This window comes from Streptomyces racemochromogenes (assembly GCF_039535215.1).
Taxonomy (GTDB): Bacteria; Actinomycetota; Actinomycetes; order Streptomycetales; family Streptomycetaceae; genus Streptomyces; species Streptomyces racemochromogenes.
On the sequence record NZ_BAAAWT010000001.1, the window covers coordinates 6,053,159 to 6,065,835 of the forward strand.

Sequence of the window (12,677 nt, forward strand, 5' to 3'; positions counted from 1 at the left end):
TGCCCTCCAAATACGCTCTTCCGTAGCAGAGTTCACCGCATTGAGCGACAGATATATGCATATCTTGGGGGAACGGCGGAAACGGCGGCACGATGGGTGGCACTCTGGCGCTCAGCGTAGATCCGGGGCGGCTCCGTCCCGGTGGGAAAGGGACGTCGCCATGGCAGATCAGCTGGAAGCATCCGTCACTCTGCCGAGCGATCCGGTGTCGGTGGCCGCCGCCCGCCGCTACGTGGCCCGGGTACTGAGCGACTGGGGACTGCCCGAGGACGCGGGCACCGCGGACACCGTCCGGCTCATCGTCTCCGAACTCGCCACCAACTCCGTGCAGCACACCTTCGGCCAGTCGCCCACCTTCACCGTCGACGTCCGCCTCGAACGCGAGGAATGGCTGCGCGTGGGAGTGACGGACAGTCACCCGCGCTGGCCCAAGCGGCTCCCCGCCGCCGTCCAGCAGGACAACGGCCGCGGCATGGTCATCATCCGCTGGCTCGCGGCCGAGGCCGGCGGCCGGCTCTCGGTCACCCCCACCGAGGACGGCGGCAAGACCGTGTGGATCGCCCTGCCCTGGCCCGCCGACGCCTCCGCGTGCACCCTCAGGGGCTGCTGAACCCGGCCGCCGGCCGTATACGAACCGCCCCGCCGGGACCGGGGCGGCATTGAACCGGGAGCCTTCCCGAAACGTGTGTTAACTCGGCGGAAAAGTAAGGCCCCTACGGTATGGTCCTCGCTCTTCCGCCAAAGATCACCCACGCTCCGGTAAAGCGGCGGTGATCGGGACGGAAAGCCTCGTCCTGTGTTGGGCAAGAGACGCTTGGCACGGATAAGCGCAGGTCAACAAAGAGTTGACCGGCCGGTACGGTCACTCCCCGGCGCGACGACGACCATGTCCCGGAAGCTTGGTGATACAGGTGCAATTGACACCACACGAACAAGAGAGACTCCTGATCCACGTGGCGGCCGACGTGGCCGCGCGGCGCAGGGCGCGCGGGGTGCTCCTCAACCACCCCGAGGCCGTCGCCCTGATCACCTCGCACCTCCTCGAAGGCGCCCGCGACGGGCGGACCGTGGCCGAGCTGATGGCGTCCGGCCGCACCGTGCTCACCCGGGCGGAGGTCATGGAGGGCATCCCCGAGATGATCCACGACGTCCAGGTCGAGGCCACCTTCCCCGACGGCACCAAGCTCGTCACCGTCCACGACCCGATCGTCTGAGCGGGAGCGCAGCATGATCCCCGGCGAGATCGTCCACGGGGACGGCCCGGTGCGCCTCAACGAAGGCCGCCCCGTCACCCGCCTCACCGTCCTCAACGCCGCCGACCGGCCCGTACAGGTCGGCTCCCACTACCACTTCGCCGAGGCCAACCCCGGCCTCGACTTCGACCGGCGGGCCGCGCACGGCCTGCGCCTGAACATCGCCGCCGGCACCGCCGTCCGCTTCGAGCCGGGCATCCCCGTCGCCGTGGAACTCGTACCCATCGGCGGACGGCGCACCGTGCCCGGACTGCGCGGCGAGACCGGAGGGCCGCTCGATGGCTGAACTCTCCCGCCGGGCCTACACCGACCTCTTCGGGCCGACCACCGGTGACCGGATCCGGCTCGCCGACACCGCCCTCTTCGTCGAGATCGAACGGGACCTCAGCGGCGGACCCGGCAACTCCGGCGACGAGGCCGTCTTCGGCGGCGGCAAGGTCATCCGCGAGTCCATGGGACAGGCCCGCACCACGCGCGCCGAGGGCGCCCCCGACACGGTCATCACCGGCGTGGTCGTCCTCGACCACTGGGGCGTCGTCAAGGCCGACATCGGCATCGCGGACGGCCGCATCTGCGGGATCGGCAAGGCCGGCAACCCCGACACGATGGACGGCGTCGACCCCGCACTCGTCATCGGCCCCGAAACCGAGATCATCGCGGGCAACGGGAAGATCCTCACCGCCGGCGCCATCGACGCCCACGTGCACTTCATCTCCCCGACCGTGGTCGACGAGGCCCTCGCCTCCGGCATCACCACCCTCGTCGGCGGCGGCACCGGCCCCGCCGAGGGCTCCAAGGCCACCACCGTCACCCCCGGCCCCTGGCACCTGTCCCGGATGTTCGCGGCCCTGGAGGCCTACCCCGTCAACATCGGCCTGCTCGGCAAGGGCAACACCATGTCCCGCGAGGGCATGCTCTCCCAGCTGCGCGGCGGAGCACTCGGCTTCAAGATCCACGAGGACTGGGGGGCCACCCCCGCCGCCATCGACGCCTGCCTGAGCGTCGCCGACGAGACCGGCGCCCAGGTCGCCATCCACACCGACACCCTCAACGAGGCCGGCTTCGTCGCCGACACCCTCGCGGCCATCGCCGGGCGGACCATCCACTCGTACCACACCGAGGGCGCGGGCGGCGGCCACGCACCCGACATCATCACCGTGGTCTCCGAGCCCAACGTCCTGCCCAGCTCCACCAACCCCACCCGCCCGCACACCCTCAACACCGTCGAGGAACACCTCGACATGCTGATGGTCTGCCACCACCTCAACCCGGCCGTCCCCGAGGACCTCGCCTTCGCAGAGTCCCGGATCCGGCCCTCCACCATCGCCGCCGAGGACGTCCTCCACGACCTCGGGGCCATCTCCATCATCTCCTCCGACTCCCAGGCCATGGGTCGCGTCGGCGAGGTCGTGCTGCGCACCTGGCAGACCGCCCACGTGATGAAGCAGCGCCGCGGCTTCCTCCCCGGCGACGGCCCCGCCGACAACCACCGCGCCCGCCGCTACGTGGCCAAGTACACGATCAACCCCGCCGTGGCCCAGGGCCTCGCCAGGGAGATCGGCTCCGTCGAGGTCGGCAAGCTCGCCGACCTGGTGTTGTGGACCCCCGCCTTCTTCGGGGTCAAGCCCGAGCTCGTCGTCAAGGGCGGCCAGATCGCGTACGCGCAGATGGGCGACGCCAACGCCTCCATCCCCACCCCGCAGCCGGTCCTGCCCCGGCCCATGTACGGCGGCATCGGACGCGCGCCCGCCCTCAACTCCTTCAACTTCACCTCGCAGGCCGCCCTCGACGACGGCCTCCCCGAACGCCTCGGCCTCGGCAAGAGGTTCACCGCCATCGAGAACACCCGCAAGCTCGGCAAGGCGGACATGCGCAACAACGACGCCATGCCCAGGGTCCAGGTCGACCCCGACACCTTCACCGTCACCATCGACGGCGAGGCGGTGGAGCCGGCACCCGCGGCCGAACTGCCCATGGCACAGAGATACTTCCTCTTCTGATGGGCCCCCGAACTCCGATGGGTCCCCGCCGATGAGCCTCGCCGCGCTGCTCGTACTCGCGGACGGCCGCTTTCCCGCCGGAGGGCACGCCCACTCCGGCGGGGCGGAGGCCGCCTGCAAGGCCGGCCGCATCCACGACGCCGCCACCCTGGAGCAGTTCTGCCGGGGCCGGCTGCACACCGCCGGGCTCACCGCCGCCGGGCTGGCCGCGGCCGCCGCCCTCGGCCTCGACCCGGCCGCACTCGACGCCGCCGCCGACGCCCGCACCCCCTCGCCCGCGCTGCGCGCCGCCGCGCGGCGGCTCGGCCGGCAGCTGCTGCGGGCCGCCCGCGCCATCTGGCCCGCCGCCGAACTCGACGCGCTGGCCGCCGCCTTCCCGCGCGGCGCCCACCAGCCCGTCGTGCTCGGCCTCGCCGCCCGGGCCGCCGGGCTCGGTGCGCCGGACGCCGCGCACGTGGCGGCGTACGAGAGCGTCAGCGGGCCGGCCACGGCGACGGTACGGCTGCTGGGCCTCGATCCCTTCGAGGCCAGCGCCGTCCTCGCCCGCCTCGCCCCCGACCTCGACGCCGTCGCCGCCCGGGCGGCCGAGGCCGCCCTGCTCGCCCGCACCGAGGGCGCGGACGTGCTGCCCGCGGCCTCCTCACCGCTGCTGGAGATCGCGGCGGAGGTACATGCCGACTGGGCGGTACGCCTCTTCGCCTCCTGAGCGCGAGCACCCCCACCCCTTCCCCTTTTTGGAGACCTGCCGTGCACCTCGACCACGACGTGACCTACCCCCGCCGCCACACCCACGCCGCTCTCCCGCTGCGCGCCGACGGCACCCGGCGCGCCCTGCGCGTGGGCCTCGGCGGACCCGTCGGCTCCGGCAAGACCGCCACCGTCGCCGCCCTCTGCCGCGCCCTGCGCACCGAACTGTCCATGGCCGTCGTCACCAACGACATCTACACCCGGGAGGACGCCGAGTTCCTGCTCCGCGAGGCCGTCCTGCCCCCGGAGCGGATCAGCGCCGTCGAGACCGGAGCCTGTCCCCACACCGCCATCCGCGACGACATCTCCGCCAACCTGGAGGCCGTGGAGGAGCTGGAGGAGGCCTTCCTCGGCAGCGCCCCCCTCGACCTGATCCTCGTCGAATCCGGCGGCGACAACTTGACCGCCACCTTCTCCCGGGGCCTGGTCGACGCCCAGATCTTCGTCATCGACGTGGCCGGCGGCGACGACATCCCCCGCAAGGGCGGCCCCGGCGTCACCACCTCCGACCTCCTGGTCGTCAACAAGACCGACCTCGCCCCCCACGTCGGCTCCGACCTGGAACGCATGGCCCGCGACGCCGCCGCCCAGCGCGGAGACCTGCCCGTCGCCTTCCAGTCCCTGCGCGGCCCCGAGGGCGTCGCCCCGGTGGCCGAGTGGGTGCGCGCCCGGATCGCCGCCTGGGCCGTACGGTGACCAGCGCGCCCCCCGCCGCCCTCCACCCGGCCGCCCTCCGCGCCACCGCCCGCATCCGCGCCGCCGCCGACGGGCGCGGCGGCACCGCCCTGCCCCTGCTGGCCGGGGAGGGGCCGCTCGCCCTGCGCCGCACCCGCGGCGAGGACGCCGAGGCGGGAGTGATGCTGGTCGGCGCGATGAGCGCCCCCCTCGGCGGCGACCACCTCACGGTGGAGGCCGAGGCGGGACCCGGCGCCCGCCTCGCGCTGCGCTCGGCGGCCGCCACCCTGGCCCTGCCCGGCCGCACCGCGGAGCCCGCGCGGTACGACGTACGGCTCTCGCTCGCCGACGGGGCGGCGGTGCGCTGGCTGCCGGAACCGCTCGTCTCCGTGCGCGGCAGCGACCTGCGCGCCACCACCCGCGCCGAACTGGCCCCCACCGCCCGCCTCCTGCTGCGCGAGGAACAGGTGCTGGGACGCAGCGCCGAGGCCCCCGGCCTGCTGCGCAGCCGGCTCACGGTCACCCGGGACGGCCGGCCCCTGCTGGACCAGGAGCTGTCCTGCGGCCCCGGCGCACCGGGCGGCTGGGACGGCCCGGCCGTCACGGCGGGCCACCGCGCCCTCGGCCAGCTCCTGGTCGTCGACCCCCGCTTCGCGCAGGACCCGCCGCGGGCCGCCGTCCTGGGCGAGTTCGCCGCGGCCACCCCGCTGGCCGGACCGGCCGTGCTCGTCACGGCCCTCGCCCCGGACGCGCTGCGGCTGCGCGAACTCCTCGACGGGGCGCTGCGCACCTACGGGTGGTGACGGGGGGACAGAAGCGGGGTAATGGGACACCGCTCAGCGGTACACACGTTTCCGGTTATCGGGTTGGCAAAGAACTGGACCGCGCTCTGTTGCCGGGTACCGGTCAGACGAAAGGATCCCCCTGTCCCAAACCTGCCGCTCCGGGCGGCACATGACCAGGGGGATCAACCACGTGATACGCAATGCGACGCTGGGGAGCGCCGCCACTCTCATCACCGGCGCGCTGGCCGCGGGCCTGCTGCTCGCGCCGCCGGCCTCGGCCGCTCCGGCCGGCCGGGACAACGGCGGTGCCGAGGCGATCGGCGTCCAGATCGCCGCCGCCCGCGCCGCGCGCGCCGGCATCGACTGGAAGGACTGTCCTGCCGACTGGGGCTTCGAGAAGCCGATCCAGTGCGGCTGGGTCAAGGTCCCGCTCGACTACACCAAGCCCTTCGGCAAGACGATCGAGCTCGCCGTCGACCGTGCCGTCAGCACGGGCACCAAGGAGGAGCGCCAGGGCGCCCTCGTCTACAACCCGGGCGGCCCGGGCGGTTCCGGCATGCGCTTCCCGCGCCGGATCACCACCAAGAGCCCGCTGTGGGTCAACACCTCCAAGGCCTACGACTTCGTGGGCTTCGACCCCCGCGGCGTCGGCCACTCCGCGCCGATCTCCTGCATCGACCCGCAGGAGTTCGTCAAGGCCCCCAAGGCCGACCCGGTCCCGTCCAGCGAGGCCGACAAGCGCGCCCAGCGCAAGCTCGCCGCCGAGTACGCGGACGGCTGCAAGGAGCGCAGCGGCGAGATGCTGCCGCACATGACCACGCCGAACACCGCGCGCGACCTGGACGTCATCCGGGCCGCCCTCGGCGAGCAGAAGCTCAACTACCTCGGCGTCTCCTACGGCACCTACCTGGGCGGGGTCTACGCGACCCTCTTCCCGGGCCACGTGCGCCGCATGATCGTCGACAGCGTGGTCAACCCGGCCACGGACAACATCTGGTACCAGGCCAACCTGGAGCAGGACGTCGCCTTCCAGATGCGCTGGAACGACTGGCAGGACTGGGTCGCCAAGAACGACGCCGTCTTCCACCTCGGCGACACCCGCGCCAAGGTCGAGGCCAAGTACCAGGAGCTGCGCGGCAAGGCCAAGGCCAACCCGCTCGGCGGCGTCGTCGGCCCGGCCGAGCTGATCGGCTTCTTCCAGGGCGCCCCGTACTACGACTCCTCGTGGGTCCCGGTCGCGCAGGCGTTCAGCGCCTGGGCCGCCGGTGACGAGAAGCCGCTGATCGAGGCCATCGCCCCGGACATGTCCGACACCAAGGGCAATGCCGCTTCCGAGAACAGCAACGCCGTGTACACCGCGGTGGAGTGCGCCGACGCCAAGTGGCCCACCAGCTGGGCCAAGTGGGACCGGGACAACTCCGAGCTGCACAAGAAGTACCCGTTCCTGACCTGGTCGAACGCGTGGATGAACCTCCCCTGCGCGACCTGGAAGTCCAAGCAGAGCACCCCGATCGAGGTCGGTGCCAAGCGCGGCATCGCCCCGGTCCTGATCGTCCAGTCCGAGCGTGACGCGGCCACCCCGTACCAGGGCGCCGTCGAGCTGCACCGCCGCCTGGCGGGCTCGCGCCTGATCACCGAGCAGAACGCCGGCTCGCACGGCGTCACCAGCCTGGTGAACCCCTGCATCAACACCCGCGTGGACGCCTACCTGCTCACCGGCAAGGTCGACGCCCAGGACGTGAAGTGCGGCCCGCACGCCACGCCGGTGCCGCCGGCCCCGGCCGCGGCGAAGTCCCTCGCGGAGGCCCCGGCCGCCGCGCTGCCGCAGCACGAGGAGCTCCCGGCGGTCGTCCGCTAAGGACCCCCCGGCAGTACCTGACGGTACCTGGCGGTACCCGTGGGAAAGAGCGGGAGAAGGCTCAGCGCGAGGAGCGCCGGGCCTTCTTCCGCTTCTCCTCCTCCTCGGCCTTGACCTCGGCCGCGTACCGGTCCACGTACTCCTGGCCGGAGAGGCCCAGGATCGCGTACATGATCTCGTCCGTGACCGCGCGCAGCACGGCCCGCTCGCCCTCCATGCCCGCGTACCGGGAGAACTCCAGCGGAGCCCCGAAGCGGATCGTGACCCGCCGGATCTTCGGGAGCTTCTGGCCGGGCGGCTGGATCTCGAAGGTCCCGAGCATCGCGCACGGCACCACCGGCACCCCCGCGCCCAGGGCCATGGCCGCCACGCCGACCTTGCCCTTGTAGAGCCGCCCGTCGTGGGAGCGGGTGCCCTCCGGGTAGATCCCGAGCAGCTCGCCCTTGGACAGCACGCCGAGCCCCTCGCGCAGGGCCGCCTGCCCGGCGTCCTTGCCGGAGCGGTCCACCGGGATCTGCCCGGCGCTGCGGAAGAAGGCGGCGGTCAGCCGGCCCTTGAGGCCGGGCCCGGTGAAGTACTCGGCCTTGGCGAGGAAGGTGATCCGGCGCGAGAGGATCGCGGGCATCAGGAAGTGGTCCGAGAAGGACAGGTGGTTGCCCGCGACGATCGCGGCGCCCTCCGCGGGGATGTTCTCCAGCCCCTCGATCCGCGGCCGGAACAGCAGCCGCAGCAGCGGACCGAGCAGTACGTGTTTGAGCAAGTGGTAGAACACCAGGCCGCTCCCGTCGATGCCGCTATGTCACGGCCATCCTACGGACGGTCAACGGGGGGCCGGGAGGGTCATGCGCTGTGTGAAGCGGCAAGCCCCATCGTGAGCAGCCCCAGCACCACCCAGCCGAACCACAGCCAGCCGTTGCTGCCGAGCGCCACCGAGTACGTGGAGACGGCCACCAGAGCGGCGAAGGTCGTGACGGCCATCGCCTTAACGGATCCGGTCATGCCCCATGGTGGCTCCTGATACGGGTTCCGCGCTACTGGCCGCGCTGCTGGAGCGAGGCGAGATACGCGTTGTAGGCGGCGAGCTCCTTGTCGCCGTCCCGGTCGGCGGCCCGGTCCGAGCGCCGCGCCACCCGCTGCTCGGAGCGGTACCACTGGTAGATCAGGGCGATCAGCACCAGCACCGAGGGGATCTCGCTGAAAGCCCAGGCGATGCCGCCGCCCCACTGCTGGTCGAGCAGCGGGTCGATGTCCAGGGAGGCCGGCGGGTTCGCGTACGTCTTGATCATCGGCTCGCTCGCCATCATGAGGGCGATGCCGAAGAAGGCGTGGAAGGGCATGCCGGCGAACAGCTCCAGCATGCGCATCACGTAGCCGGGGCGGTGCGGGCCCGGGTCCACGCCCATGATCGGCCAGAAGAAGATCAGGCCGACGGCCAGGAAGTGGACCATCATGCCGATGTGGCCGGCCCTGCTCTCCATCAGGAAGTCGAAGAGCGGGGTGAAGTACAGCGCGTAGAGGCTCGCGATGAACATCGGGATGGTGAAGGCCGGGTGGGTGACGATCCGCATGTACCGGCTGTGCAGCAGCATCAGGAGCAGCTCGCGCGGCCCCTTGTGCCCGCGCGCCGCCGGCGGCAGCGCCCGCAGGGCCAGCGTCACCGGCGCCCCGAGCAGCAGCAGGATCGGGGTGACCATGCTGATCACCATGTGCTGGACCATGTGCACGCTGAACATGACCATGCCGTAGTCGTTCAGCTTGGTGCACATCACCAGCATCACCGTCAGCACGCCGGCGACGAAGGCGAGGGTCCGGCCCACCGGCCAGGAGTCCCCGCGTCCGCGCAGCCGCCACACGCCCCACCCGTACAGGGCGAGCCCCAGCAGGGAGCCGAACAGGAAGAAGGCGTCGAAGGAGAACTCCAGTCCGCGCCCGAGAGTGAACGGCGGCAGGTCCATGTTCATGTCCATGCCGTGCCCGCTGTGATCCATGCCTTCACTCCCTTGACTGTGGCGCCCCACCACAGTAATGCCGCCCCCGGACGCGATCGTGTCCGGGGGCGGTCTCAGAAGGGGGGAAACATCACAGAACGTTCTGGGCCTCGTCGTAGCGGTCCGTCGGGACCGTCTTCAGGGTCGAGGTGGCCTCGGCCAGGGGGACCATCACGATGTCCGTGCCGCGCAGGGCCGTCAGCATGCCGAACTCGCCGCGGTGCGCCGCCTCCACCGCGTGCCAGCCGAAGCGGGTGGCCAGGACCCGGTCGTAGGCGGTGGGCGTGCCGCCGCGCTGGACGTGGCCCAGGATGACCGGGCGGGCCTCCTTGCCCAGGCGCCGCTCCAGTTCGACGGCCAGGATGTTGCCGATGCCGGCGAAGCGCTCGTGCCCGTACTGGTCCTTGCCGCCCGCCTGGTACTCCATCGTGCCGGGGAGGGGCTTGGCCCCCTCGGCGACCACGACGATCGCGAACCGCTTGCCCGCCGAGAAGCGCTCGCCGACGATCGCCGTCAGCTCCTCGATGTCGAAGGGGCGCTCCGGGACGACGATGGCGTGCGCGCCGGCCGCCATGCCCGAGTGCAGGGCGATCCAGCCGGTGTGGCGGCCCATGACCTCGACGACCATCACGCGCTGGTGGGACTCGGCGGTGGTCTTCAGCCGGTCCAGGGCGTCGGTGGCGACCCCGACGGCGGTGTCGAAGCCGAAGGTGACGTCCGTGGAGGCGATGTCGTTGTCGATGGTCTTCGGCACGCCCACGATCGGCAGGCCGCCCTGGGCGAGCAGGTTGGCCGCCTTCAGGGTGCCCTCGCCGCCGATCGGGATGATGGCGTCCAGGCCGAGGTCCGCGACGTGCCCGCGGGCCCGCTCCACGCCGTCGCGCAGGTGCGCCGGCTGGACCCGGGAGGAGCCGAGGATGGTGCCGCCGCGGGCCAGGATGCCGGCGACGGAGTCCAGGTCGAGCTTGCGGTAGTCGCACTCCAGGAGGCCGCGCCAGCCGTCGTGGAAGCCGATGACCTCGTCGCCGTGGTCGACGACGGCGCGGTGTACGACGGAGCGGATGACGGCGTTCAGGCCGGGGCAGTCGCCGCCGGAAGTGAGCACACCAATGCGCATGGCAGGAAGAACCTTTGCAACGTGGGCCGACGACCGGACCACGTCGTCCGGTTGGAACTACCCGTCACCCTACAAGCGGTTTCCCGCCGGACTGAACCATCCTCCACAGGATGGTCGGAACAAACAGAAGATCGTACGAACGCACACCGACCGAACGCACACCAGCCGGACGCACACCGGCCCGGACCCCCGAGGGGATCCGGGCCGGAGGCCGTGCGGCAGGCGCGCGAGCGCCCCTACGCGGACTGCGTGGCGGCCGCCATGCGCTCCGCGCGCAGCGCGTCGTACCAGCGGTCGTCCATGGCCGGCAGCGCGTTCACGTCGAGGGCCAGCTTCAGCAGGTGGTCCGCGATGAGCGGGTTCCGCGCCATCACGGGGCCGTGCATGTACGTTCCGAAGACGGTGTCGTTGTACGCGCCCTCGGTGCCGTCGCCGGTGCCGTTGCCGCGGCCCATCGTCACCCGGGCGAACGGCCGCGCCGTCGGGCCGAGGTGCGTGATGCCCTGGTGGTTCTCGAAGCCCGTCAGCTGCGGCAGGCCCAGGCGCGGGTCGATGTCGGCGATGACGTCGCCGACGCACCGCTCGCCCTCGCCGCGCACGGTCACCACGTCCAGCAGGCCCAGGCCCGGCTGGCGCTCGCCCATGTCGTTGACGAACTCGTTGCCGAGGATCTGGTACCCGGCGCAGACGGAGAAGACGATCGCCCCGTTCGAGACGGCGCGCTCCAGGCCGCCGTCGCGCAGCAGCCGCTCGGCGGCCAGCCGCTGCGGCCGGTCCTCACCGCCGCCGATCAGGTAGATGTCGCCCGAGGTCGGGATGGGCTGGTCGCTGCGCACGTCCACGCGCTGCACGTCCAGCCCGCGCTGGCGCGCCCGGCGCTCCACGACGAGGCAGTTGCCCTGGTCTCCGTACGTGCTGAGCAGGTCGGGGTAGACCCACACCAGACGCAGGCTGTTGTCGCTCATGCTCTTGTCCTTCGAAGGTACGGGTACTAGTTGCCGACGCGGCGGCGCACGTCCTGGAAGGCCGTGTAGTTGGCGATGAGCTCGATCTGCCCGGGCGGCGCCAGCTGGACGGCCTCGTCGATGGTCTCGCAGACGCGGAAGTCCAGGCCGGCGACCTCGAGGCGGACCGCGAGGTCGAGCTTGCGGTCGCCGATCACGAAGATCGGGTGCCCGGCGAGGCGCGGGTAGTCCACGTCCCACAGCCAGGAGGTGTCGGTGCCGTCCGCGCCGCGGGCGTTGACCGCGAGGACCACCGGCGCCGGGGGCCCGTCGATCAGCGAAAACGTTTCGAGCCAGCCCGCCGGGTTCTTCGCGAGCAGCAGGCGCAGGTCGCGGTTCATGAAGCTGACCACGTCGTAGCGGCCGGCCACGGCCTGCACCTGGTACATGCGCTCCAGCGCGACCTGCGGCGGCACGCCGAACACGGCGGCCACGGCGGCCGAGGTGGCGGCGTTGGCCTTGTTGGCTCGGCCGGGCAGCTGGAGGTGGATCGGCCAGGCGCTGCCGTGCGGGTCGAGCACGTGGTCGCCGGAGAGCACCCAGCTCGGTGCGGGGCGGCGGAAGCCGCACTCGCCGCAGAACCAGTCGTCGCCCGGGCGCTGCATGACGCCACCGCAGGAGGGGCACGACCAGGCGTCGTCCTTCCACTCCTGGCCGGCCGCCACCCACACCACGTTCTGCGACGAGGACGCCGACCACACGATCAGGGGGTCGTCGCAGTTCGCGACCACGACCGCCTTGGAGCCCTGGAGCCCCTCGCGCCACTTCTCGGCGAGCATGCGGGTCTCGGCAGCGCGGTCCAGCTGGTCGCGGGAGAGGTTCAGCAGGGCGATCACCTTGGGGGTGACGTCCCGGGCCACCCCGGCCAGGTACTTCTCGTCCACCTCGATGACGCCGTACTTGGCGTCCGAGCCGCCGGCGAGCGCCGAGGTGATGCCGGCCGGCATGTTCGCGCCCAGCGCGTTGGACACGACCGGACCGCTGGCCCGCAGGGCCTCCGCGATCAGGCGGGTCGTCGTGGTCTTGCCGTTCGTCGCGGAGACGAGGACGACATCGAGATGCTGCGCCAGCGCGCCGAGAAGATCGGGGTCCAGCCTGAGTGCGACCTTGCCTCCGATCACCGATCCGCTTCCGCGTCCCGCGGCCCGCGACACCGCCGCCGCGGCCTTGCCCGCCGTCACGGCCAGCTTGGCCCGCGGCGAAAGCGGCTCCGTGTTGCCTGCCATCGTCCCTTGTCCTCCTAGCGTCGG

The 12,677-nt window shown here is 71.9% G+C and carries 14 protein-coding genes; 8 read left to right on the forward strand and 6 right to left on the reverse strand.

Going from position 1 to position 12,677, the window contains the following annotated elements; all coding sequences use genetic code 11:
- The first annotated feature begins 160 nt into the window (after positions 1-160).
- From ABD973_RS27900 to ABD973_RS27935, 8 genes are all read left to right on the forward strand, one after another.
- Positions 161-610 (forward strand): ATP-binding protein, encoded by a 450-nt coding sequence (locus ABD973_RS27900; RefSeq protein ID WP_345502686.1) that lies wholly within the window; start codon positions 161-163, stop codon positions 608-610.
- A gap of 301 nt (positions 611-911) precedes the next feature.
- Complete coding sequence (locus tag ABD973_RS27905; protein WP_125820387.1) at positions 912-1,214, forward strand: urease subunit gamma; 303 nt, start codon at positions 912-914, stop codon at positions 1,212-1,214.
- Positions 1,215-1,227: 13 nt separating this feature from the next.
- Entirely contained in the window at positions 1,228-1,539 is a 312-nt protein-coding gene (locus ABD973_RS27910; RefSeq protein ID WP_125820386.1) for an urease subunit beta, read from the forward strand.
- The gene (locus ABD973_RS27915) at positions 1,532-3,253 is read left to right on the forward strand and encodes an urease subunit alpha (RefSeq protein ID WP_345502690.1); all 1,722 of its coding nucleotides are present in this window, start codon (positions 1,532-1,534) and stop codon (positions 3,251-3,253) included. The genes ABD973_RS27910 and ABD973_RS27915 overlap by 8 nt, the downstream gene beginning before the upstream one ends.
- Before the next feature lie 31 nt (positions 3,254-3,284).
- The gene (locus ABD973_RS27920) at positions 3,285-3,959 is read left to right on the forward strand and encodes an urease accessory protein UreF (RefSeq protein ID WP_125820384.1); all 675 of its coding nucleotides are present in this window, start codon (positions 3,285-3,287) and stop codon (positions 3,957-3,959) included.
- Between the two features lie 41 nt (positions 3,960-4,000).
- Positions 4,001-4,696, forward strand: coding sequence for an urease accessory protein UreG (gene ureG, locus ABD973_RS27925; protein ID WP_125606204.1), 696 nt, complete (start codon positions 4,001-4,003; stop codon positions 4,694-4,696).
- A complete protein-coding gene (locus ABD973_RS27930; protein ID WP_345502694.1) occupies positions 4,693-5,478 on the forward strand; it encodes an urease accessory protein UreD in 786 nt (261 codons plus the stop codon). The genes ureG and ABD973_RS27930 overlap by 4 nt, the downstream gene beginning before the upstream one ends.
- 172 nt (positions 5,479-5,650) lie before the next feature.
- Positions 5,651-7,318, forward strand: a complete 1,668-nt coding sequence (locus ABD973_RS27935; protein WP_241253165.1) for an alpha/beta hydrolase — start codon at positions 5,651-5,653, stop codon at positions 7,316-7,318.
- 61 nt (positions 7,319-7,379) lie between these two features.
- On the opposite strand, the gene ABD973_RS27940 is transcribed toward ABD973_RS27935, so the two are convergent.
- From ABD973_RS27940 to ABD973_RS27965, 6 genes are all read right to left on the reverse strand, one after another.
- Positions 7,380-8,090 (reverse strand): lysophospholipid acyltransferase family protein, encoded by a 711-nt coding sequence (locus ABD973_RS27940; RefSeq protein WP_125602004.1) that lies wholly within the window; start codon positions 8,088-8,090, stop codon positions 7,380-7,382.
- Positions 8,091-8,158: 68 nt separating this feature from the next.
- Positions 8,159-8,317, reverse strand: a complete 159-nt coding sequence (locus ABD973_RS27945) for a hypothetical protein (RefSeq protein WP_164720846.1) — start codon at positions 8,315-8,317, stop codon at positions 8,159-8,161.
- Positions 8,318-8,349: 32 nt separating this feature from the next.
- A complete protein-coding gene (locus ABD973_RS27950) occupies positions 8,350-9,306 on the reverse strand; it encodes a cytochrome c oxidase assembly protein (protein ID WP_345502700.1) in 957 nt (318 codons plus the stop codon).
- A gap of 91 nt (positions 9,307-9,397) precedes the next feature.
- On the reverse strand, positions 9,398-10,423 hold the full coding sequence (locus ABD973_RS27955) for a 6-phosphofructokinase (protein WP_007262778.1): 1,026 nt from the start codon (positions 10,421-10,423) through the stop codon (positions 9,398-9,400).
- Between the two features lie 236 nt (positions 10,424-10,659).
- Positions 10,660-11,388 carry a type 1 glutamine amidotransferase gene (locus ABD973_RS27960; RefSeq protein WP_125602011.1) on the reverse strand — a complete coding sequence of 243 codons (729 nt, stop codon included), beginning with the start codon at positions 11,386-11,388 and terminating at the stop codon, positions 10,660-10,662.
- Positions 11,389-11,414: 26 nt separating this feature from the next.
- Positions 11,415-12,653, reverse strand: coding sequence for a Mur ligase family protein (locus tag ABD973_RS27965; protein ID WP_125602014.1), 1,239 nt, complete (start codon positions 12,651-12,653; stop codon positions 11,415-11,417).
- Positions 12,654-12,677 lie beyond the last annotated feature (24 nt).

Coding starts and splice junctions, on each gene's coding strand:
- ABD973_RS27900 (WP_345502686.1), top strand. CDS start 161: ATGGCAGATCAGCTGGAAGCATCCGTCACTCTGCCGAGCGATCCGGTG.
- ABD973_RS27950 (WP_345502700.1), bottom strand. CDS start 9,306: ATGGATCACAGCGGGCACGGCATGGACATGAACATGGACCTGCCGCCG.
- ABD973_RS27920 (WP_125820384.1), top strand. CDS start 3,285: ATGAGCCTCGCCGCGCTGCTCGTACTCGCGGACGGCCGCTTTCCCGCC.
- ABD973_RS27955 (WP_007262778.1), bottom strand. CDS start 10,423: ATGCGCATTGGTGTGCTCACTTCCGGCGGCGACTGCCCCGGCCTGAAC.
- ABD973_RS27960 (WP_125602011.1), bottom strand. CDS start 11,388: ATGAGCGACAACAGCCTGCGTCTGGTGTGGGTCTACCCCGACCTGCTC.
- ABD973_RS27910 (WP_125820386.1), top strand. CDS start 1,228: ATGATCCCCGGCGAGATCGTCCACGGGGACGGCCCGGTGCGCCTCAAC.
- ABD973_RS27965 (WP_125602014.1), bottom strand. CDS start 12,653: ATGGCAGGCAACACGGAGCCGCTTTCGCCGCGGGCCAAGCTGGCCGTG.
- ABD973_RS27945 (WP_164720846.1), bottom strand. CDS start 8,317: ATGACCGGATCCGTTAAGGCGATGGCCGTCACGACCTTCGCCGCTCTG.
- ABD973_RS27915 (WP_345502690.1), top strand. CDS start 1,532: ATGGCTGAACTCTCCCGCCGGGCCTACACCGACCTCTTCGGGCCGACC.